Origin of the sequence: Streptomyces sp. VRA16 Mangrove soil, from assembly GCF_017377775.1 — a bacterium.
Classification (GTDB): domain Bacteria; phylum Actinomycetota; class Actinomycetes; order Streptomycetales; family Streptomycetaceae; genus Streptomyces.
On the sequence record NZ_JAFVLN010000001.1, the window covers coordinates 370,232 to 392,837 of the forward strand.

Sequence of the window (22,606 nt, forward strand, 5' to 3'; positions counted from 1 at the left end):
GGGACCCGCCATGTCCGACGCATCCAAGTCCGCCCCCGTCCTCGCCCCGGCAGCGCCACCGTCCCCGCGCACGACGCTGCCCATCGGTACGCTCGTCGCCGGGTGCCTCGCCGTCTGCCTCGCCCAGATCGGCCTCGCGATCCCGGCCACCCTCAACGGTCTGTTCCAGGAGCATCTGCACCCGGTCGGCTCCCAACTGACCTGGATATCCGACGCGTTCCTGCTCCCCGTCGCCGTTCTGGAACTCTCCTTCGGCGTGCTCGGCGACCTCTTCGGGCGCAAACGGCTGCTCGTCTCGGGCGCCGTCCTGCTGTGCGCCGGCGAGGTCGTCGCCGCGAGCTCGTCCGGCATCCATCAACTGTGGGTGGGACAGGCGCTGGCCGGGCTCGGCGCCGCCGCGCTCTTCCCCACCTCGCTCGCCATGATCGCGGCCGGTACGCACGACGCCGCCCGGCGCGCCCGGGCCATCGCCCTGTGGGCGTCCAGCCTCTCCGCGGGCGGCTTCCTCGCACCGCTGCTCGGCGGCGTCACCGGCACCTACGGGTCCTGGCGCGCGGCGTTCGTCGTGGTCGCCGCGCTGGCCGCCGTCAGTGCGCTCGTCAGCCTCTGGCTCGCCACCAACTCCAGTGCCCCAGAGGGCCGTTCGCTGGACATCGGCGGCCAGGTCACCATCGGCGTCGGACTGTTCGCCCTGCTGTACGCCGTCATCCAGGGGCCCGAGGACGGCTGGGGCTCGGCACCGGTGGTCGCCGCGTTCGTGATCGCGGTGGTCTTCGTCGGCCTGTTCGTGTACGCGGAGAGCCGCGCCCGCTCGCCGCTGCTCCGCCTCGACCTGTTCCGCAACCGCTCCTTCGCCGTCGCGGCGGTCGTCGCGGTCGTCGGCATGTTCAGCTTCCTGGGTACCGCCTACTCCGCGAGCATCCGGCTCGGCCCGATCCAGCACCAGAGCCCGATGCGCACGGCCTTCGCGTTCCTGCTGCTCAACGGCATCACTCCGCTCCTGACGCCGCTGACCTCCCGGCTGCTGCACCGGCTGCCCCCGCGATGGCTGCTCACCGGCGGCCTGGTGCTGATCGCCGCGGGCGACTTCCTGGCCGCGGGGCTCGACGTCGACGACCGGGCGCTCGCCTCGCTGATCCTGCCGCTCGGCCTGGTCGGTGTCGGCTTCGCCTTCACGGTCTCCTCCATCACCGCGACCGCCGTGAACACCGTCCCGGCCCCGCTCGCGGGCATGGCCAGCGCGGCCACCAACCTCCTGCGCGACTTCGGTTTCACCCTCGGGCCCGCGGTCATCGGCGCCGTCGCGCTCAGCCAGGCGGCGTCCCGGGTGACGTCCTCGGTGTCCGGCGCGTCGTCGCTGAACGCGGAGTCGAAGGCGGCGGCGCACGAGGTCCTGACCGAGGGCGGCCCGCTCGCCCTCAACTCCGTCCCCGCCGACTCCCCGCCCGGAGCCGCCCGCGGCTACGCCCTCGATGCCCTCGGCCACGGCTACGGCATCGGGTTCGTCGTGTGCGGATCGGCCGCGCTGCTGGCGGCGGTCCTGGTGGTCACCGCCCTCCGGGGCCGCATGACCGGGGCGGAGCCCAACTAGCCGGGAGCCGCCATCGCGGAACGCAGCAGACGGGCCGTCTCCTGCGCGGTGGCCCGTACGTCCTCGCCGGCCGTGGTCGCCGCGAGCTCGTCGAGCAGCAGCACCGCGGCCTGCACCACGGCGAGTTGGACGGGCACGGTCTGCAGGGCCGCGAGCGCCGCGGCCGCCTGGCCCGCGGCCGACACCTCGGTGCCGGACTGGGGGATGAGGGCCGCGACACCGCGACCGACGGAGCGCTGCGGGAGCTGGGGAAGGCTGTGCACCGGACGATTCTCCCGCGCCCGCGGCCACGAGCGCAGCAGAGTCCGACACACGCATGACGACGCGTCGCGACTTCGGCGCGGGGACCGGTGCGGCACCCCCTGCGAAAAAGTTTCGCCCTGCCTTATGCTCCTGCCCATGCGCGACGACGAGGATGCGGGCCGGATCACCCTGGCGCAAGTGGCCCAGCAGGCCGGGGTCTCCCTTTCGACAGTTTCGAAGGTGCTCAACGGGCGGCAGGACGTGGCGGCGCCGACCCGCGTCAAGGTGGAACGCCTGCTGGAGGAGCACGCCTACCGGCGCACCACCCGGGTCGCCCACGAGGCGCCGCTGATCGAGCTCGTCTTCCACGAGCTGGAGAGCGTCTGGGCGTTGGAGCTCATCCGCGGCGTGGAGAAGGTGGCCAAGGCCAACGGCGCGAGCGTCGTGCTCACGGAGAGCGGCACGCGGCAGGCGCCGGGGCCCGAGTGGATCGAAGGGGTGCTGCAGCGCAGGCCGCTCGGTGTGGTCCTGGTCTTCTCGACGTTGCCCGCCGAGGTCAAGCGGCAGTTGCGGTCGCGCTCCATCCCGTTCGTCGTCATCGACCCGGCCGGCGACCCCGACCCGGACGTGCCCTCGGTCGGCTCGGCGAACTGGAACGGCGGGCTGGCCGCCACCCGGCACCTCGTCCAGCTCGGCCACCGGCGCATCGGTGTCATCACGGGGCCCGCGGACGTGCTCTGCTCGCTGGCCCGCCTCGACGGCTACCGCTCGGCGCTCAGCATGGCCGGCCTTGAGGCGGATCCCGAACTCGTCCGGTACGGGGACTTCCACGTCGAGGGCGGCCGTGAGCGGGCCACCGAACTGCTCGAACTGGCGGACCCGCCCACCGCGATCTTCGCGGGCAGCGACCTTCAGGCGCTCGGCGTCCTGGACGCGGCCCGGCTGCGGAACCTGCGGGTCCCCGACGATCTCTCCGTGGTCGGCTACGACGACGTCCCGCTGGCGCAGTGGTCGAGTCCCGCCCTGACGACGGTTCACCAGCCGTTGCGGGAGATGGCCGAGGGCGCGGCCCAGATGCTGCTGCGGCTCCGGGCGCGGGAGGCGGTGGCCACCCGGCTCGAACTCGCCACGTCGTTGGTCGTACGGCAGAGCACCGCCCCGCCTGCCGGCGACTGACGGTCGAAACAGTTTCGAGCATGTCGCCCGAGCGGCACGCCCACTTCCCGCCTGATGCCGGACCAGGGGAAGGCCTGCTTCTGTCATGGATGCGTAATGCGTGTTTGAGCTGCTGTTTTCTGCCGTCCGGTCGACTTGGCGTGTCACAAAAGTTTCGTTGCTCGTGTCGAAACAGTTGACAGTGCACAGGGCCAGGACCAACCTAACGGCGTCGACACGCACCTCAGTGGCTGTGCAGCCTCTCGCAGGCCCCACCAGGAGGAAGCATGAACATGGACGACAAGAACCCGGTTCCACCCCTGAGCCGCCGCGCGTTCCTCGGCACGGCAGGCGCCGTGGCGCTGGGCGCCTCGGCCCTGACCGTGCCGGGCATCGCCCACGCGGACACGACGATCACGACGAACCAGACCGGCACCAACAACGGCTACTCCTACTCGTTCTGGACCGACGCGCCCGGCACGGTCTCCATGACCCTGGCCTCCGGCGGCAGTTACCGCACGTCGTGGCAGAACACCGGGAACTTCGTGGCAGGCAAGGGCTGGGCCAACGGCTCCCGCAGGACCGTGAACTACTCGGGTTCCTTCAACCCCTCCGGCAACGCCTACCTGGCGCTGTACGGCTGGACCTCGAACCCGCTCGTCGAGTACTACATCGTCGACAACTGGGGCACGTACCGGCCCACCGGCACGTACAAGGGCACCGTCACCAGCGACGGCGGCACGTACGACATCTACCAGACGACGCGGTACAACGCCCCGTCCGTCGAGGGCACCAAGACCTTCAACCAGTACTGGAGCGTCCGGCAGTCGAAGCGGACCGGCGGCAGCATCACCACCGGCAACCACTTCAACGCGTGGGCGAACGCCGGGATGCCCCTGGGCAGCTTCAGCTACTACATGATCATGGCGACCGAGGGCTACCAGAGCAGCGGAAGCTCCAGCATCACCGTCGGCTGAACCGGCCCTGCCCCCCACAAGCTGGAGGACCCCCCGAATGAGAACCAGAGCAGATCTCTCGTCGCGTTCCCGGCTCGCCCGCCTCGCCGCGGTCACCGCGGTAGGCGCCTGCTCCCTCGCCGCCGGACCCGCGGCCTCGGCGCGGCCCGCGGCGGCCTGCGGCGGCTATGTCGCGCTGACCTTCGACGACGGCCCGTCGGCCGCCGGCACACCGGCCCTGCTCGACGTGCTCAGGCGGAACGGCCTGCGCGCCACCATGTTCAACGAGGGCCAGTACGCGGCCGCCAACCCGTCCCTGGTCAGTGCCCAGGTGGCCGCGGGGATGTGGGTCGGCAACCACAGCTACACCCACCCCCACCTCACCCAGCTGAGCCAGGCGCAGATCGACTCCGAGATCGCCAGGACCCAGCAGGCCGTCGCCGCCGGAGGAGGCGGCACACCCCGGCTGTTCCGGCCGCCGTACGGCGAGACGAACGCGACGGTGCAGTCCGTCGCCGCCAAGTACGGGCTGACCCAGATCATCTGGGACATCGACTCGCAGGACTGGAACGGTGCGAGCGCCGACGCGATCGTGCAGGCGGCGGCGCGGCTCACCAACGGCCAGATCATCCTGATGCACGACTGGCCCGCCAACACCCGCGCCGCGATCCCCCGCATCGCGCAGGGGCTCGCCGCCCGCGGCCTGTGCGCGGGCATGATCTCCCCGCAGACCGGCCGGGCCGTGGCTCCGGCCTGAGCGGTGGGGGTCGTCCGGGAACCACCCGGGCGACCCCCGACCCCGCGTCAGCGCACCTCGTAGGCGCGGACCATCGTCTGCTCGACGCGCGCCCCGTCCCCGTCGTCCAGGACGACCCGCAGATGTACGAACGCCCCCGCGGGAGCATCACCCGGCAGCGTCGCCAGCCAGCCGCCGTGCGACGGCTTCACCTCCGCCTTCCGCCACTCCGTGACCGCGTCGACGGTGCTCTGCGCGCCGTACGCGTACTCCAGGCGTACGGCGTCCAGCGCGACCGGCGCCGTCGAACCGTCGACGAGCGCGCTCAGGCCGACCGTCGTCGGCTCCCCGGCAGGCCGGGAGTTGCGCAGGTCTGAGGGGACGTCGACGACCGGGACCAAGAGGCGTTGCGCGCCCTGGTCGGCGGCGGACGTACGGAAGTCCCACGTGGTGCGGTAGGCGAGCCCGGTCCGGTCGACGGCCGAAGGGGTGCGCCGCCAGTCCTGGTGGAACGTCACGTCCGCGGACTCCTGCGGCAGCGTGAACTGTCCCGCGGTCGACGCCAACGGCTCGCCGTTCAACAGAAGTTGACGGGTTCCGTAGTCGGTGCGGGCGAGCGTGGAGTCGTGGCCGCCCGCATCGCCGACCGGCGGCATGACATAGCTGAGCCGGTTGCTGTCGCGAGTCATCAGGGCCCGGCCGTACGTGGTGCGCACCGGACCGTACGGCGTCTTGTACCAGGTGGCCGTGGTGTGCCCCTTCTCCTGAAGGTGCGGACCGTCGTACGCGGTGCCGCCGTACGGGCCGAGATCGCGGCGCATCAGCGTCGTCCACGTCACTCCCGCGCTGCCGCTCGGCGTGAAGAACTCCGTGCGGGTCTGCGGTGCCTGCAGCGGCAGCGTGGTGCCGCCCGCCCACACCGAGGCGATCCCGGGCAGGCCGACCTCGACGTCGGACCAGTACGTCGTGTCGGTGGCGGTCTGCACGTGGTAGCGGGCGTCGGAGGCGGCCAGGTCGCGGTCGCGGACCCGCCGGGTCCCGGCGCGGATCGCACCCCGCGCGGAGGTCGCCAGGTTGTAGACGTACGGGCTCTTCGCGGTGGCCGTGCCAGACCAGGTCACCGTCGCCCGGCCCTGCTCGGCCTCCGCCTTCAGGGCCAGGGAGTCGGCCCAGGTGATCGTGGCCTGCGCGACGCCCTCGGGGCCCGTGACCTGGAAGCGGCCCGCGCTGTCGGGGACGGCGGCGAGCACGCCGACCGCGCCCGCCTTCGCCGCGGCGGTGCCCCACGTGTAGGCGTTGCCGCCGCCGGTGCCCGCGTCGACCAGGGCGATCCGCCCCTTGAGGTCGTGGGCGGCGAAGTTGGCGTCCGTCCCCTTGCCGACGGCGACGACCTCGGCCGAGCCCTTGCCGTCGAACTCCGTGGCCTTCTGCACCGGGAGGCTGTCGAGGGTACGGCCGCCGGACGTGGTGAGCGCGGCCCGCGGCGCGGTCAGCCGGGCAGCGGCCAGGAACGTCAACCGGTCGTCACCGTGCACGGGTTGGGCGTAGACGTCCTTCACGTAGGACGGGACGGAGGCGACGTAACCCGCCTTGAGGCGCTGTGCGTCGTCGAGTCCCACCGTCAGGCCGAGCGCGAAACCGGCGGGGCTGCTCGCCCGATCGGTGTCCCAGGAGACGCGTTCGGCGTCACGGGCGTCGAGGGTGACGGTCGTGTCGCCGGAGACGATCAGCTTCGGTCGGTACAGCTGGGAGACGGAGGCGACGCTGCCGACATTGCCCGGCTCGTCACGCGTCATGACCACACCGCTGAGCGCGTAGGTGCCGAGCGGCACCCGGATCGTGGTGCTGCCCGCGTCGGGGTAGCCGAGCGTGTAGCGGGTCGCCGTGTCGCGGTGGTCGTCGAAGAGCTGGAACGCCGACGGCGACGCTGCCGGATCACCGTGCCGGTCGACCCCCTTGACCGTCAGATCCGCGGACGGCACCTCCATGTGCACACCGAACGGGACGACGACCCGGACCCCCGAGGGGCCGGTGCCGACGAGACGTCCGGTGAGCGTTCCGTACGCGCCGTCCGAGAGCCGGGCCGCCGGATCGAGGTGGACCGGCACCTGCGCCGTGCCGTGGGCGGGCACGGTGACCGAGCGGTCCACGGGCCGGGCGAAACCGGAGACCCTGGACCCGTCGTCACCACGGACATCGCGCACCGCGAGCTGAAGCGTGACGTCGTGGTCCGTGCCGTTGGTCAGCGTCACCGGCTCGTCGACCGGGTCGAGCCCGGACTGTGGGTACGCGAAGTCGCCGAGCAGCGGCGCGGGCGGCGCGGTCACCGGCTGGGTGACGGCCCGCGCCACGTCCAGCGGACCCGCGCCCTGTTCGAGGACGGGCGCGTCGCTGTCCGCGGCCGACGACGTCAGCAGCGCCTTGAGCCGGGCCGGCGGGAGACCGGGATGCTGTTGCAGGAGCAGCGCCGCGCCGCCCGCGACGTGCGGGGTCGCCATGGAGGTGCCGGACATCTCCTGGTACGCCTGGTCGCCCCGGCCGCCGGCGCGCGCGGCCACGACGTCGACGCCCTGCGAGGCTATGTCGGGCTTGGCGGAGAGACCGTCGACGGACGGGCCGCGGCTGGAGAAGGGCGCGGTCGCGTTCTTGCGGTCGACGGCGCCCACGGTGAGCGCGCTCGGCGCGCAGCCGGGCGTGGAGACGGTGCCGTGCAGCGACGCGTTGCCCGCCGCGATCACGAACAGCGCTTTGTCACCCAGGCGTTGGACGGCGTCGACGTCCGGGCCCGAGCAGCTGGTGGCGCCGTCCGCGCCCAGCGACATCGAGACGACCTGGGCGCCCTGGTCGACCGCCCACTCCATGCCGGCGACGATGCCGCTGATCGAGCCGGAGCCGTCGTCGCCGAGCACCTTCCCGACGAGCAGTCGCGCCCCCGGCGCCATGCCCGCGTACCGGCCGTCGGACGCGGCGCCGGTCCCGGCGACCGTGGACGCGGTGTGGGTGCCGTGGCCGGTGCGGTCGTCGGCGTCGGCGCCGCTGACGAAGACCTTGGTGGCGGCGATCCGGCCCTGGAGGTCGGGATGCCCCGCGTCCACGCCCGTGTCCAGGACCGCGACCTTGACGCCGGAGCCGTCGAGCCCGGCGCGGTGCGCCTGCCCGGCCCCGGTGAGCGGGACGGTCGGGGTGCCGAGCGGGGCGGCGGCGGTGCCGTGCACCTTGGCGTCCAGCCAGATCTTGTGGATCCCGCCCGCGGCGCGGGAGCGTGCGCCGCCCGGTGCGAGGTCCGCCCACGCGTCGGCGGCCGACTTCTTGGCGACGTCGAGGCCCGCGCCGCCGATCGACTCCAGGGTCGTCGTGACCTCGGTGCCGGGCGCGGCGGAACGCGCGGCACGGCCGCCCGTGTACTCGACGACGACGGGCAGGCTGTCGGTGTGCGCGTCGTCGTAGCCGTCGGCGACGAGCCGGCCGATGTCGAAGAGCGCCGGGTCGACGAGCCCGGCGTCGACCAGCTTCTCCACGCCCTGCGGGAAGACGTACACCCGGCCGCCGTCCTGCCAGGTCGCGGCCGGGTGGTCGGTGCCGTCGACGGGGCGCGGGGCCGCCGAGACGACGGTGCCGTCGGCGTCGACGCGGGCGTCGACCACATCGCCGGTGATCAGCGTGACGGCGACCGTGCGGACGGGTTTCGCGGGGTCGGCGGTGGTCGCGGACATCGGTCCGCCGGCCGCGTGCGCGGCGGGTGCCATGGCGGCGAGCACGGCCACGGCGGTCGCCGCCGTCACCGTCCGCCACCAGGGTCGGGGGTCTCTCACAGGTGTGCTCCGGGAGGTCGCTGAGGGTGCGGGACAGCAGCAGACTCCCCAACCCGGCCGCCGCGCGGGGCGGTTGGGGCTGGCGAGAGCACGCCATGACGCGGACTCGCCACACCTCCGGCGGGCCGGTCGCGGCCGCGCGGCTGGGCCGGTCGGGTGACGCGGGCCGACGGGCCCACGGCACCGGGTACCGATCGGACGAGATCACCGCACGTCCCGCACCCCGGCCGTCAGGAAGGCGCCCCATGAGCACACCGCCCGCCCCGGATCCGTACGGAAACGAACCGGGCTACCGGAATCCGTACGGAACCCCCGCCTACGCCACCTACGAGGAACCGGCCGACCACCGCCAGGACAACGGCCCCGGGCGGCCGGGACCCCGCGTCGACGCGGGGCGGCTGTGGGCGGGCGGCGCCGTGACCGCGGTGGTGGCGGCGCTCGCCGCCGTGGTGTGCGTCCTGCTGGTCCGCGGTGTCCTCGGCGTGCCGGTCTTCGCGCCCGAGGGGAACGGCGCCTTCGGCGACGCGTCGACCGGGCTGCTCGCGGGCGCGGCGTTCGTCGCGACGCTCGTCGCCACCCTGCTCCTGCACCTGCTGATCCTGGCCGTACCGCAGCCGGGCCGGTTCTTCCAGTGGATCATCGGCCTCGCGACGGCGGCCATGACGCTGATGCCGTTCACCACGGACCTGCCCTGGACGGCGAAGTTCGGCACGGCCGCCGTCTACCTCGTCATCGGGGTCGCCGTCGGATCCCTGCTCTCCGCGGTGGGGCGCTCGGCGATGCGCGGCGCGGGACAGACGGCCCGCTGAGCCGCGCGGCTCGCCGGTCCGCGCCGCCGCGACGGCGCGGACCGGATCCGGCTATCGAATCACTGGTCCCATTTACTCCGCATTGCCTATCTTGTAATGCTTTGCTTGAGTGGAGGGAGTTGCCGTGACGTCCCACCGGGAGACCCCGCCATGTCGATGTCCTTCGGATCCCCCTTCGGCTCGCCCGACCCGTTCGGGGAACTCCTCAACAGGTTCTTCGGCATGTCACCTGGCTCGGCGCCGCCCCAGGTGCAGCGGGTTCCGATCGGCCGCCTGCTGACCGACTCGGCGCGCGAACTCATCGGCCGGGCCACCAACAAGGCGGTGGAGGACGGCAGTTCGGACCTCGACACCGAGCACCTGCTGTGGGCGGCGACCCAGGTCGACCCGGCCCGTACGCTGCTCGCCCAGGCCGGCGCCGAGCCCGACGCGCTCGCCGCGACCCTCGCCAGGATCCTGCCGGGGGAGAGCGGTGAACCGTCGTCGGAGCCCGGCCTCACCCCGGCCGCCAAGCGCACCCTGGCCGCCGCGCACGCCCGCTCCCAGGCGGCCGGAGTCTCGTACATCGGACCCGAGCACATCCTGGGTGCCCTGCTCGACGACCCCGACGCCGGGGCCGCCCGGCTGCTGCGCGCGCAGGGCGTGGACGTCGAGCGGCTGCGCGGTGTCGCGGACACGGCGGCCCGCGCGGACGGGGTGCCGGCCACGTCCGGTGCCACCGGCGGCGCGGGCAGCGGCACCCCCACGCTCGACGAGTTCGGCCGCGACCTCACCGAGGAGGCGAAGGCCGGGAAGCTCGACCCCGTCGTCGGCCGGGCCGAGGAGATCGAGCAGACCGTGGAGATCCTCTCCCGGCGCTCCAAGAACAACCCGGTGCTCATCGGCGAGCCGGGCGTCGGCAAGACCGCCATCGTCGAGGGTCTCGCCCAGCGCATCGTGGCGGGCGAGGTGCCCGACACCCTCAAGGACAAGCGGGTCGTCTCGCTCGACCTGTCCGGGATGGTGGCCGGAGCGCAGTACCGCGGCCAGTTCGAGGAACGCCTCAAGAAGGTCATCGAGGACGTCCAGAACGCGGGCGGCGACGTCATCCTCTTCATCGACGAACTGCACACCGTCGTCGGCGCGGGAGCGAGCGGCGAGGGCTCCATGGACGCGGGCAACATGCTCAAACCGGCCCTGGCCCGCGGCGAGTTGCACGTCGTCGGCGCCACCACCATCGACGAGTACCGCAAGTACGTGGAGAAGGACCCGGCGCTCGAACGCCGCTTCCAGCCCGTCACCATCCCCGAGCCCAGCGTCGAGGAGACCGTCCAGATCCTGGAGGGACTGCGGGACGCGTACGAGGCGCACCACCAAGTCCGTTTCGGCGACGGCGCGTTGACGGCGGCGGCGGAACTCTCGGACCGCTATATCAGTGACCGCTTCCTGCCGGACAAGGCCATCGACGTGATGGACCAGGCCGGTGCCCGGGTCAGGCTGCGCAGCACCGGACGCTCCACCGAGGTCGTCGGCCGCGAGGACCGGATCGCCAAGCTGCGCCGGGAGAAGGACCAGGCCGTCGCCGCCGAGGACTTCGAGCGGGCGTCCGAGCTGAAGAAGCAGATCGGCGAGGTGGAGGGCGAACTCGCCGGGATCGAGGAGCGGCGCGAGGGAGTGGTCGAGGTGACCGCGTCCGACATCGCCGACGTCGTCTCGCGCCGCACCGGCATCCCCGTCTCCCAGCTCACCGCCACCGAGAAGGACAAGCTCCTCAAACTGGAGGAGGCCCTGCACGAACGGGTCGTCGGCCAGGAGGAGGCGGTCACCGCCGTCTCGGAGGCCGTGCGCCGCAACCGCGCGGGCATGGGCGACCCGAACCGGCCCGTCGGCTCCTTCCTCTTCCTCGGCCCGACCGGCGTCGGCAAGACCGAACTGGCCAAGGCGCTCGCCGAGTTGCTGTTCGGCGACGAGAACCGCATGGTCCGCTTCGACATGAGCGAGTTCCAGGAGAAGCACACCGTCTCCCGGCTCGTCGGGGCGCCGCCCGGATACGTCGGCCACGAGGAGGCCGGGCAGCTCACCGAGAAGGTGCGCCGCCAGCCGTACAGCGTGCTCCTCTTCGACGAGGTCGAAAAGGCCCACCCGGACGTCTTCAACACGCTGCTCCAGGTCCTCGACGACGGGCGGCTCACCGACTCCCAGGGCCGGACCGTCGACTTCCGCAACTGCGTCGTCATCATGACCTCGAACATCGGCGCCCAGCGGATCCTCGCCCACCAGGGCGACGTCTCCACGATCAAGGACGAGCTGATGGAGGACCTGCGCGGCCGCTTCCTGCCGGAGTTCCTCAACCGCATCGACGAGATCATCCTGTTCCACGGACTCACCCAGGACGACCTCGGCGAGATCGTCGACCACCTCCTCGACCGCAGCAAGCGCCGCGTCCACGCCCAGGGCCTCACCCTGGAGGTCACCGACGCGGCGAAGAAGCTCCTCGTCGCCCACGGCCACCAGCCGGAGTTCGGCGCCCGCCCGCTGCGCCGCACCATCCAGACCGAACTCGACAACCGTCTCGCCTCGTTGATGCTCAGCGGCGAGGCCGACAAGGGCGACACGATCGTCGCGGACGTGCGGGACGACGCGCTGGTGTGCTCGGTACGGCACGGGGAGACGCCGCCGGTCCGCGGGGCCGGAGCGGACGCTCCGGCCGAGTAGGGCCCGCTGCGGTCACCTGCCGGGACGAACAAATCGGTGGGGACATCGGCCGGGAAGCTCTATATTTGCCGGGTCCAAGATCCGGGCGTCCAGAGCGGGACGCAGGTGAAGAGGTGTGTTGATGACGGTTCGAGCAACGGCGGCCGGCTCCGGTCGGCCGTCCTCCGCGCAGGCCATGACCTCATCGAACCCGAAGGACACCTCTCGTGGATCTTCCCCGCATTTTCTCCATTCGCGAACGTAGCCACCGCATCCACAACCCGTTCACCCCGGGCAAGCTCGCCGTCCTGGGGCAGGCGCTGCGCCTGGCGCCGGGGACGCGGATGCTCGACCTCGCCAGCGGCTCCGGCGAGATGCTCTGCACCTGGGCCCGTGACCACGGCGTCACCGGGACCGGAGTGGACATCAGCTCGGCGTTCGTCGAGAAGGCGCGGGCGCGCGCCGTCGAACTCGGCGTCGCCGACCGGGTCGGCTTCGTGCACGGCGACGCCTCCGGGTTCGTCGCGGACGAACCGGTCGACCTCGCCGCGTGCGTCGGCGCCACCTGGATCGGCGGCGGCCTCGCCGGCACCGTCGCGCAGCTGAGTGACAGCCTGCGCCCCGGCGGCCTGATGCTCATCGGCGAGCCGTACTGGCGTCGTGACGTACCGGACGAGGAGACCGCTCGGGCCTGCCACGCGAGCGGCAAGGACGACTTCCTGCCGCTGCCCGAGCTCGTCGAGCGGTTCGGCGCGCTCGGGTACGACGTCGTGGAGATGGTGCTTGCGTCCCAGGACAGCTGGGACCGGTACCGGGCGGCCCAGTGGCTCAACCTCCGCCGCTGGCTCGACGCCCACCCCGACGACGAACTCGCCGCCGAGGTGCGCGAGGAGCTCGACACCGAACCCGCCCGCTATGTGCGGTACCAGCGTGAGTACCTGGGGTGGGGAGTCTTCGCGCTGATGCGCACGTAGGAGCGGGCGAGCAACGGCCCGTGCGTGGGGCCGGACGGCACATCGCCGTCCGGCCGCACGCTGCGTCATGCCCTCTTGACCCGTCCGACAGAGCGCACATACTCGCGCCTGGGGCGGCATCGTCGACGTCGCCCCGGACGCGTCGCCGATCATCAGCGCCACCGAGGTGGAGAACCTGTACGTCAACTGCGGCTGGGGCACCGGCGGTTTCAAGCCGACCCCGGCCGCCGGCTGGACCTTCGCCCACACCCGCGCGTCTTCGGCCCCCGCCGGGCGGTCACCCCCACCGTCGGACCCGTCGCGGTGATCCTCCGGCAGCTCGACGCCATCCCGTCGTACGAACTGCTGCCGCGCTCCTCCTTCGCCGACCACCTGGCCCGCTGGCTCCTCGACGCCATGCGGGAGTTCGGCACCGGCGAGGGACACGAAGGACCGGCGGTCGCCTGATGGCGCTCAGCGCAGCTCGTCACCGTGGGCCGCGACGCCGAACGCCTGGCCCCGGCCCGCGCCGTCGACCGGCACAGCCCGACGGCGGGCGGGCACGGGAAACCGACTCCGGCTTCCCGTGCCCGCCCGCGCTTTTGGTGAGCGCGCTAGCGCACGACCACCTCGCTCACCACGGGCGCGTCCGAACCCGCGTCCCACGCGAGCCGTACCGCGTCCGCACGCGTCCCCGCCGGGACCGCGAGCGTCGTGACGGACCCGTCGAGGGCGCCGAGCGAGCGCCACGCGCCGTCGACGCGGAGCTGGACCTGCGCCTTGGAGGCCGTCGCGGTGTCGGGGCGCAGCACCGTCACGGACGCCACGGCGCGCGGCGCCGGCGACGCCACCGTGAGGGCGTCGCCCGCCGCCGGTGCGGAGGCGGCGCGGTAGGCGCTCTCGGGGCTGCCGTCCGCGGCCGCGGCGAGACTGCTGCCCTCCGCGGCGGCCGGTCCGCCGCTCACCGTCGCGTGGTCGGCGCCCGCCACGGTGAACTCCTTGACCACGAGCCAGTTGTCCTGGTCGCCCGTCGCGCGGGCGCGCACGTAGCGGGCCGTCGTGCCGGCCGGCGCGTCAGCCGTCCACGTCGCCTTGCCGGAGAACTCGGAGCCGAGCGCGTGCCACGTCGTGCCGTCCGCCGAGTACTCCAGGACCCCGCGGTGCAGATAGTCGTCGGCGCTGCCGGGCTTGGCCATGGCGACCGTCACCGGGCCGAGGGGCTGCTCGGCCCCCAGATCGAGCACGACGCTCTCACCGGTCCGCGGCGCGCGGCTGCTCCAGAAGTACGTGGAGTCGTCGCCGTCGGTCATGCGGTCCGCCGTGTTGCCGTTGTACACGGGCAGGCCCGTCGTGGCGGTCGGCTGCGGCGGCAGCCCCAGCGCGGCATTCGACGCGTTGCGGACCTGCACGAAGAACGGGTCGAGGACGCCTTCCCCGACGATTACCGGAACCTTGTTGCCGTTGAGATCGGTGTACCGGAACGACTTGGCCTTCGCGATCAGCCCGGGCAGCTGCTGACGCAGCGTCCAGGCCGCGGCCGTGTGGCCCGCCTTCTGCTCGTCCAGCATGCGCAGCGCCGCGACCCCGGCCACGCCCCACGCCTGCGCGGAGTCCAGCCACGGGCCCGCGTCCTCGACGAAGCCCGGCTCGACGCCGTCGCGGATCGTCGCCGGCGCGTCCCGCAGCGCGGCGAAGGCCGCCGAGAGCCGGGACGCGGAGACCGAGCCGTCCCAGTAGCCCTTGATCAGCTTCGAGAGGTCGGGCGCCTCCACCGAGTTGATCGGGGAGCTGTGGTTGACGTCCGTGAACGCCCGCAGCGCCCGCTCGACCCGGGCGCTGCCGCCCGCGGCCTCCCGAACCGCCGCGGCGTAGGCCCGGTCGGGGTCGTACGCCTCGTCGTTCCACGTGTAGTCGGCGACGGTGTGCAGGGCGAGCTTCGAGGCGTACGGCTGGATCATCGGGTTGGCGGTGATCCCGGCCAACTGCTCGGCGAGCCCCTTCTCCCGGCCGACGAAGGGACCGAGGAAGAGACGTCCCGTCGCGTAGTCGTTGACCGGGTAGTTGTCCCAGGTCAGGATCGGGTGCCCGAAGACGTCCTTGGCCCGCTTCGCCTGGTCCACCGTCATCGTCGGGGCGACCACGCCCTCACCCGTCCACTCGACCAGGACGTCCGGGTCGAGCTGCCCGGAGAGCGCCGTCTTGTAGGGCGACGACGTGGTGTTGTAGTACTCCGTCGGCACCATCTGCAACGGCAGGGCGCCGTCGTGCGTCTTGATGAACTGCTGGTTCACCCGGTTCAGGAGATATGCCTGGGCCTGACCGGCCGCGCCGCCGCCGGTGCCCCACTTCACCTTGTCGGCGTCGCAGTTCCAGTTGGTGTAGCTGATGTCGTCCAGCGGCACGGCGAACTGCCGCACCCCGATGTCCCACAGCGTCTGGAACTTGTCCGTCAGCGCCTTGAGGTCGTCGTCGGAGCTGTAGCAGACGCTGAGACCGGGGGAGAGGGCGTAGGTGAACTCGACGTGGTGCGCGGTCGCCCGGTCCACCAACTCCTTGATCTGGGCGAGCTGTTCGGCCGGGTAGGCGTCGCGCCATTTGGCCCGCAGATACGGGTCGTCCTTCGGCGAGTACACGTAGATGTTCATCTTGTGCTCGCCGTAGTCGTCGAGCTGGTCCAGGCGTGCCGCGTGCGACCAGGGCGTCCCGTAGAAGCCCTCGATGACGCCGCGCAGCGGTGTCGACGGCCAGTCGCGCACGGTCAGGCCGCGCACGTCGGCGCCGGGGGTCCTGCGGTGCGGCAGCACCTGGCGCAGCGACTGCGCGGCGTAGTACGTGCCCGTCGGGTCGACGCCGGACAGGACGATGCGGCCCGCGCCCGGTCCGCCCAGCGCGAGGACGTAGCCCTCGGCGGCGAGTCCGGACGGGCCGACGGTGTGCAGGGAGTCGAGCGCCGCGGCCGAGGCCGGGTTCTCGGCCGGGCCGCCGACGAAGACCGTCAGGCGGTCGTTGCCGGCGGGGGCGTGCCGGGTCAGGGTGACGTCTCGGGCGCCCGCCGCCTTCAGTACGGCGGTGGTGAGTCTCACGGCGGCCGGGTCGGAGTCCTCGCCGACGACGAGGACGGCGGACGGGGTGACCGTGATCCGGTCGGTGCGCCGCTGTTCGGAGCGCGGGGTCGGAGTGATGGTCGGCGCGCTCGCTTCGGAACCGGAACCGGAACCTGATCCGGTCCCGGTCATGGGTGAGCCGAAGGAGAGCGGCGCGGCGGTCAGCGCGGCCGCGGCGACGGCGGCCATGAGAGCGATGCGCGACGTCCTGCGAGATCTGTGCTTCGTGCGGAACATAGGCGAGCCTCCACGGTTGGCACATGCTCTAGCGGACTAGACCACCTTGGCGATGCACTGTCAATGTTGCGCGTTTGGCCGGGACTTCGAGCAGCTTCGAGCAATCGGTCGCGCAGTCGCCGCGCGTGCGGCGCGGACTGTCCGCCCCGTGTGTGCTCAGGAAGCCACAGATTCCGACGGTGGCATTGTGTGGATTGTGTTGTGTTCCTAGGGTGGTCGGGCTCGACAGGCCTGTTCCGTCACACCAGTTGCACATGCCCGCACCCGCAGAAGGGCACAGCCATGTCGCACCCGCACCCCCGCTCCCCGTACCTCAGCCGCCGCCGGCTCCTGGAGGGCGGCGCCGCCGTTCTCGGGGCGCTCGCCCTGCCGTCCGTGGGAACCGCCTCCTCGGCGCACGCGGCCGGCGCCGGCGTGAGCGCCGACGGCGACGAGTGGAACGGCCGCATCGACGTCTTCCGGATGGGCACCGAGCCGCCGCACACCACGCTCATGCCGTACGAGAGCGTGCGCCGCGCCCTCGCGGCGGACCGCACGCGGTCGGCGTACCGTCAAAGTCTCGACGGCTCCTGGAAGTTCGCCTATGCGGACCGGCCGTCGGACCGGGACGAGGACTTCTACCGGACCGATCTCGACGACGGGGCGTGGGGCACCATCCCGGTGCCGTCCGTCTGGCAGCTGCACGGGCACGACTTCCCGATCTACACCAACATCACCTACCCGTGGTGGGGCGCCAACGGCCTCGGCGAAGAGGCCCAGCCGCCCGCCGCGCCGACCCGCTACAACCCCGTCGGCCAGTACAGACGCACCTTCACCGTGCCGGACGGCTGGGCGGGACGGCGGGTGTTCCTGCACTTCGAGGGGGTGAAGTCGGCCCACTACGTGTGGGTCAACGGCACGCTCGTCGGCTACCACGAGGACTCGTACACCCCCGCCGAGTACGACATCACCGACCATCTGGACCCCGACGGCGGGCCCAACCAGCTCGCCGTGGAGGTCTACCGGTTCTCCGACGGCGACTGGATGGAGGACCAGGACATGATCCGGCTGAGCGGCATCTTCCGCTCGGTCTACCTCTACTCCACCCCCACCGTGCACCTGCGCGACTTCAAACTCGACACCCCGCTCGGCGACGGACACACCAGCGCCGAGCTGTCGGTCACCGCCACCGTCCGTCACTACGGCACGGACGCGACGCCCTCGGGCACGTACACCGTCGAGACGCAGCTGTACGACGCGGACGGGCACACCGTGTGGAGCAGGCCCTTCGCGCAGTCCGTGACACTGACGGACGCCGAAGTGACGGTGCGGGACGCCAAGTCCGTTCCCTCGCCCCGGCTCTGGTCGGCGGAGAGCCCCTACCTCTACACCGCCGTCCTGCAACTGCGCGACCCGTCGGGCAAGGTCGTCGAGACGCTCTCGCACCGGGTCGGACTGCGGGAGTTCGCGCTCAAGGACGGGCTCATGCGGATCAACGGGCAGCCGATCTCGCTGCGCGGCACCAACCGCCACGAGATGCACCCGGACCGGGGCACCGCCCTCACCCGCGCCGACATGGTCAAGGACATCACGATCATCAAGCGGATGAACATGAACACGGTCCGCACCTCGCACTACCCCAACAACCCCATCTGGCTCGAACTCGCCGACGAGTACGGCCTGTACCTCGTCGACGAGACCAACCTGGAGACGCACGGCGTCCGCGACCGGTACCCGACCAGCCACGCCGACTGGACCAGGGCGTGTGTGGCCCGCGCGCAGAACATGGTCCACCGCGACAAGAACCACGCCTCCGTGGTGATCTGGTCGCTCGGCAACGAGGCGGGCGCGGGCTCCACCTTCACCGCCATGCACGACTGGATCCGCTCGTACGACCCGACCCGTGTCATCCAGTACGAGGGCGACGACAGCCCGGGCGTCAGCGACATCCGCTCCGCGATGTACGAGACGCCGGCCCGCGTCGAGGCCCGCGCCAAGGACACCGCGGACACCCGCCCGTACGTGATGATCGAGTACTGCCACGCGATGGGAAACTCCAACGGCAACGTGAAGGAGTACTGGGACCTGGTCCGCCGCTACGACGTGTTGCAGGGCGGCTGGATCTGGGACTTCGTCGACCAGTCGCTGAGCTGGCCGACTCCGCTGCGGACGGTGTTCACCGAGAGCGGTCCGGCCGCTCTGCGCGGCGAACTCATCGACCCCGCGGGCAGGTTCGGGCGGGACACCGGGGTGAGCGGCGGCACCGTCTTCGCGCGCGACGACCGGCTCGACCTGACCGGATCGCTCACCCTGGAAGCCTGGGCGACCCCGCACGTGACCGGCTACCACCAGCCGATCATCGCCAAGGGCGACACCCAGTACGCACTCAAGCAGTCCGACAGGAAGCTGGAGTTCTTCATCTGCTCCGCCGGGCAGTGGATCACCGCGAGCTGGACCACGCCCACCGACGGCTGGACCGGCACCGAGCACCACATCGCCGGGGTCTTCGACGCGAGCGCGGGATCGCTCACGCTGTACGTCGACGGCGCCGTGAAGGCCACCGTGTCGACCACCCGCAAGCCGTCGAGCAACACGGCGCCCCTGGCCCTCGGCATCGACGTCGACAACATGACGCGGGAGTTCAGCGGCGCGATCCGGCGCGCCCGGGTCTACGGCCGTGCGCTGAGCGCAGCCGAACTCGCCGACGACGGGCGCGGCCCGGACGGCGACGGCGTGCGCTTCTGGTTCGACGCCGAGGCCGTCGCGGTCGAGGAGAAGAAGCCGCGCGACAAGACCTTCTTCGCGTACGGCGGTGACTGGGGCGACAACCCCAACGACGGCAACTTCGTCGCCGACGGGATCATCACCGCGGACCGCGGGCTCACCGGCAAGGCCGCCGAGATCAAGCGGATCTACCAGGCGATCAACGTGGCGCCCACCAAGGGCGGGGGAGCCGGGGACGTCACCCTCACCAACGAGTTCCTGTTCACCAACCTCCGTGCCTACGAGGGCCGTTGGGAACTCGCGCGCGACGGCGAGGTGATCCGGCACGGCGCCCTCACCCGGAGCCAGCTCGACGTGGCACCGCTCTCCAGCAAGGAGATCACGGTGCCCGTGACCCTGCCCGCCGACCCCGCACCCGGCGCCGAGTACTTCCTCCAGCTCTCGTTCCGGCTGAAGGAGGACACCGTGTGGGCCGACGAGGGCTTCGAGGTGGCCCGCGTCCAACTGCCCCTCGTCGCGGGCAGCCCCGACATCACCCCGGTCGCCCTCGGCGACGTACCGGACCTGTCCTGCGCGGACACGGACACGGCCGTCACCGTCACGGGACGCGGCTTCACGGTCGTCATCGGCAAGGACAAGGGCGTCATCACGTCGTACGAGGCCGACGGCGCCCCGCTCGTCACGGCCGGACCCGTCCCCAACTTCTGGCGCGGGCCCACCGACAACGACCACGGCAACGGCCAGCACACCCGCAACCAGACCTGGCGGGACGCCGGAGCGCGCCGCACCGTGACCGATGTGACGGTACGTCAACTCAGCGCTTCCGGCGGGGTGAAGGCGGTGGAGATCGCCGTCAAGGGCACCCTGCCGACCTCCACCGTCTCCACCTACGCCACCACCTACACCGTCTTCGGCGACGGCGCCGTCAAGGTCGACAACGCCCTGCACCCCGGGGCCGCGTCCCTGCCCTACCTCCCCGAGGTCGGCACGATCCTGCGGCTGCCCGCCGCGCTCGACCGGATCCACTACTACGGGCGCGGCCCCGAGGAGAACCACTGGGACCGCAACGACGGTACGGACGTGGGCCGTTGGAGCGGATCCGTCGCCGAACAGTGGACCTCGTACATCCGTCCCCAGGAGAACGGCAACAAGACGGACGTGCGCTGGGCGGTACTCGGCGACCGGCGCGGCCGCGGCCTGCTCGTCAGCGGCGACCCGCTCGGCGACCACCCGCTTCTGGAGATCAACGCCTCCCACCTCACCCCGGAGGACCTCTCCGTCGGCAGGCGCCACGACTACCAGCTCGACTTCCACGAAGAGGTCGTCCTGCGCGTCAACCACCGCCAGATGGGCGTCGGCGGCGACAACAGCTGGGGCGCCCAGACCCACGACGCGTACAAGCTCCTCGCCGACCGCGACTATGCGTACACGTACTGGCTCCGGCCGGTCTCCCGCCTCGACGAGGCGGCCGGGCTGGCCCGTCGGGTGATCGACACGAAGTAGCGGCGCAAACGCGGGGCCGCCCCGGACCGCGGGTCCGGGGCGGGCCCGCGGGTCCGGGGACGGCGTCAGTCCCCGAGCGCGCGGGAACCGAGACGGTCGGCGAGGGCGACGACGAGGTCGCGCAGCGCCTCGGGACGCTCGATGACGAACGGCCGGTCGAGCGCGGCGAGTTCACGGGGCAGCCAGTCCAGCCGCTCAACCCTCAGCTCGACCCGCCACCAGCGCTCGCCCGTTCCGTCCCGCGTCCGCGCCGGCTCGTGCTCCGCCAGGCGCGCGACGCCGGCCGGAAGGCGGGCACGGATCTGCTCGGCCGTTCCGTGGATCCGCAGGGACACCTCGTGCCGGTACGCGGCCGTGGCGAGCGCCGACAGGACGCGCTGCGCGGGATCGGGCCCCTCCGGGGCCTCGAACGAGCCGGGCAGGGGCCGCGCGTCCGCGATGCGGTCCAGGCGGAAGGTGCGGTCCTCGTCGATCCCGGGGTCCCGGCCCGTGACGTACCACCGGCCCGAGTGGGCGACGATCCCGTACGCGTGCAGCGTGCGCTCGCTGCGCCGGCCCTCCCGGTCGGCGTACCGGATCAGGACCGGGTGCCGCCGGCGCACCGCGTCCGCGACGGTCAGCAGGACCCCGGCGTCCGGGGTGTCGAAGTCACCGGGCCCGTCCGTGAACGCCAGAGCGCCCAGGAGCGCGTCGAGACGACCGGCCAGGTGCCGGGGCAGCACCCGCCGGATCTTCGCCGCCGCCGTCTCGCCCGCCGTGTGCTCCGCCGCCGTCAGCCCCGCCCGCCGGCCCGCGATCAGCCCGAGCAGCACGGCCAGCGCCTCGTCGTCACTGAACATGAGCGGCGGCAGACGGTACCCCGGAGCCAGCCGGTATCCGCCGTAGCGGCCGCGCACCGACTCCACCGGGATGTCCAGCTCGATCAGCTGCTCCACGTACCGCCGCACGGTGCGCCCCTCGACGCCGAGCCGGCCGGCGAGTTCCGCCACGGTGCGGGTGCCGCCCGACTGCAGCAGCTCCAGGAGGGTCAGCACGCGGCCGGTGGGTCGGGACATCCTCCCAATTTAACGCGGAAGCCGATCGATAGCGGACCGATTCCGTCCTCTATTCCTCCTAGTCTGCGGAACAGGAACAACCGGTGTCATCACGACCAGGGAGACCCCATGGACTTCGTCTCGATCCGCATCATCACCGGCGACGTGGCACGCCTCGTCTCCTTCTACGAACGCGCCACCGGGGCCCGGGCGACCTGGGCCACCGAGGACTTCGCCGAAATCGGGACGCCCGGCGCGACCCTCGCGATCGCCGGCACCCGCACCGTCCCCCTGTTCGCGCCGGGCTCCGCCCGCCCGGCGGCCAACGACACGGTGATCACCGAGTTCCTCGTCGACGACGTGGACCGCGTGCACGCGAACCTGTCCGGGGTGGTCGACGAGGTCGTCAGCGGGCCGACCACGATGCCCTGGGGCAACAGGTCCCTGCTCTTCCGCGACCCCGACGGTAACCTCGTCAACTTCTTCACGCCTGTCACGGAGGCGGCTCGGGCGAAGTTCGGGCGCTGAACCGAGGGCCCGGAACGGCGGGCGAGCCGATCCGGGGGCGGCGCGCACCGACCGGACCGGGGTGTCACGGGGTCAGTGGTTCGAGTACCTGATTGTGCGTGTGCTGGTAGATCACGGACGTGCGGAAACCGACGACCTCGCGGCGTTCGGTGAACTTGTCCATGAGGAAGCCGTGGAGGTAGTCCACGCCGGGCACGGACACGTGCACGATCATGTCGTCGCCGCCCGTGACGACGTAGACCGTGCTCACCTCCGGCAGTCCGGCCGCGTAGCTCTTGAACGCCTCGATCACGGCCCGGCTGAGGGGGCGTATCTGGAAGTGGACGAGGGCCTGCACATGGCGGTTGAGGGCGACCGGGTCGACGGCGGCGTGGTAGCCGGTGATGACGCCGCGGGCGCGCAGGGCGCGGACGCGTTCGAGACAGGTCGACGGGGCGATGCCGAGGGAGCGGGCGAGGTCGCGGTTGGTCTGCCGCGCATCGCGCTGGAGATGGCGGATGATCGCCGAATCAAGTTCGTCCATGCGGCGATTATGGGGGCCGTGCCGAATTGAATTCGGGTGGCGGCCG

15 protein-coding genes and 1 pseudogene are annotated in these 22,606 nt (G+C 72.0%); 11 read left to right on the forward strand and 5 right to left on the reverse strand.

Going from position 1 to position 22,606, the window contains the following annotated elements; genetic code table 11:
* Positions 1 to 10: 10 nt before the first annotated feature.
* On the forward strand, positions 11 to 1,591 hold the full coding sequence (locus J3486_RS01570; protein WP_207818079.1) for an MFS transporter: 1,581 nt from the start codon (positions 11 to 13) through the stop codon (positions 1,589 to 1,591).
* Here the strand turns inward: J3486_RS01570 and J3486_RS01575 are convergent.
* Positions 1,588 to 1,854: a hypothetical protein gene (locus tag J3486_RS01575; RefSeq protein ID WP_207818080.1), complete on the reverse strand. Its 267-nt coding sequence runs from the start codon at positions 1,852 to 1,854 to the stop codon at positions 1,588 to 1,590. The genes J3486_RS01570 and J3486_RS01575 overlap by 4 nt on opposite strands.
* Positions 1,855 to 1,978: 124 nt before the next feature.
* Between J3486_RS01575 and J3486_RS01580 the strand changes: the two genes are divergently transcribed.
* The 3 genes from J3486_RS01580 (at position 1,979) to J3486_RS01590 (ending at position 4,702) form a co-directional block, all read left to right on the forward strand.
* Positions 1,979 to 3,010: a LacI family DNA-binding transcriptional regulator gene (locus tag J3486_RS01580; RefSeq protein ID WP_207818081.1), complete on the forward strand. Its 1,032-nt coding sequence runs from the start codon at positions 1,979 to 1,981 to the stop codon at positions 3,008 to 3,010.
* 272 nt (positions 3,011 to 3,282) lie between these two features.
* Positions 3,283 to 3,966, forward strand: coding sequence for a glycoside hydrolase family 11 protein (locus J3486_RS01585; RefSeq protein WP_374194683.1), 684 nt, complete (start codon positions 3,283 to 3,285; stop codon positions 3,964 to 3,966).
* A gap of 37 nt (positions 3,967 to 4,003) precedes the next feature.
* A complete protein-coding gene (locus J3486_RS01590) occupies positions 4,004 to 4,702 on the forward strand; it encodes a polysaccharide deacetylase family protein (protein ID WP_207818082.1) in 699 nt (232 codons plus the stop codon).
* A 47-nt stretch (positions 4,703 to 4,749) separates the two neighbouring features.
* On the opposite strand, the gene J3486_RS01595 is transcribed toward J3486_RS01590, so the two are convergent.
* Complete coding sequence (locus J3486_RS01595) at positions 4,750 to 8,493, reverse strand: S8 family serine peptidase (RefSeq protein WP_207818083.1); 3,744 nt, start codon at positions 8,491 to 8,493, stop codon at positions 4,750 to 4,752.
* 245 nt (positions 8,494 to 8,738) lie between these two features.
* Between J3486_RS01595 and J3486_RS01600 the strand changes: the two genes are divergently transcribed.
* From J3486_RS01600 to J3486_RS01620, 5 genes and pseudogenes are all read left to right on the forward strand, one after another.
* Positions 8,739 to 9,302 (forward strand): DUF6069 family protein, encoded by a 564-nt coding sequence (locus J3486_RS01600; RefSeq protein ID WP_207818084.1) that lies wholly within the window; start codon positions 8,739 to 8,741, stop codon positions 9,300 to 9,302.
* A 150-nt stretch (positions 9,303 to 9,452) separates the two neighbouring features.
* Complete coding sequence (locus J3486_RS01605; protein ID WP_207818085.1) at positions 9,453 to 11,996, forward strand: ATP-dependent Clp protease ATP-binding subunit; 2,544 nt, start codon at positions 9,453 to 9,455, stop codon at positions 11,994 to 11,996.
* Positions 11,997 to 12,202: 206 nt separating this feature from the next.
* Complete coding sequence (locus J3486_RS01610) at positions 12,203 to 12,949, forward strand: cyclopropane-fatty-acyl-phospholipid synthase family protein (RefSeq protein WP_207818086.1); 747 nt, start codon at positions 12,203 to 12,205, stop codon at positions 12,947 to 12,949.
* 79 nt (positions 12,950 to 13,028) lie between these two features.
* Positions 13,029 to 13,235 (forward strand): annotated as a pseudogene (locus J3486_RS01615) (FAD-dependent oxidoreductase); the annotation flags it as partial.
* 17 nt (positions 13,236 to 13,252) lie between these two features.
* Positions 13,253 to 13,396 (forward strand): hypothetical protein, encoded by a 144-nt coding sequence (locus J3486_RS01620; RefSeq protein WP_229377327.1) that lies wholly within the window; start codon positions 13,253 to 13,255, stop codon positions 13,394 to 13,396.
* A 146-nt stretch (positions 13,397 to 13,542) separates the two neighbouring features.
* Here the strand turns inward: J3486_RS01620 and J3486_RS01625 are convergent, their stop codons facing one another.
* A complete protein-coding gene (locus J3486_RS01625) occupies positions 13,543 to 16,269 on the reverse strand; it encodes a beta-N-acetylglucosaminidase domain-containing protein (RefSeq protein WP_207818087.1) in 2,727 nt (908 codons plus the stop codon).
* A 282-nt stretch (positions 16,270 to 16,551) separates the two neighbouring features.
* Here J3486_RS01625 and J3486_RS01630 point away from each other — a divergent pair, with 282 nt between their 5' ends.
* Positions 16,552 to 20,475 carry a glycoside hydrolase family 2 TIM barrel-domain containing protein gene (locus J3486_RS01630; RefSeq protein ID WP_207818088.1) on the forward strand — a complete coding sequence of 1,308 codons (3,924 nt, stop codon included), beginning with the start codon at positions 16,552 to 16,554 and terminating at the stop codon, positions 20,473 to 20,475.
* 65 nt (positions 20,476 to 20,540) lie between these two features.
* Here J3486_RS01630 and J3486_RS01635 read toward each other — a convergent pair whose 3' ends face one another.
* A complete protein-coding gene (locus tag J3486_RS01635) occupies positions 20,541 to 21,530 on the reverse strand; it encodes a YafY family protein (RefSeq protein ID WP_207818089.1) in 990 nt (329 codons plus the stop codon).
* A 108-nt stretch (positions 21,531 to 21,638) separates the two neighbouring features.
* Between J3486_RS01635 and J3486_RS01640 the strand changes: the two genes are divergently transcribed.
* Complete coding sequence (locus J3486_RS01640; RefSeq protein ID WP_207818090.1) at positions 21,639 to 22,037, forward strand: VOC family protein; 399 nt, start codon at positions 21,639 to 21,641, stop codon at positions 22,035 to 22,037.
* Positions 22,038 to 22,101: 64 nt separating this feature from the next.
* On the opposite strand, the gene J3486_RS01645 is transcribed toward J3486_RS01640, so the two are convergent.
* Entirely contained in the window at positions 22,102 to 22,560 is a 459-nt protein-coding gene (locus J3486_RS01645; RefSeq protein WP_207818091.1) for an Lrp/AsnC family transcriptional regulator, read from the reverse strand.
* Positions 22,561 to 22,606: the final 46 nt, after the last annotated feature.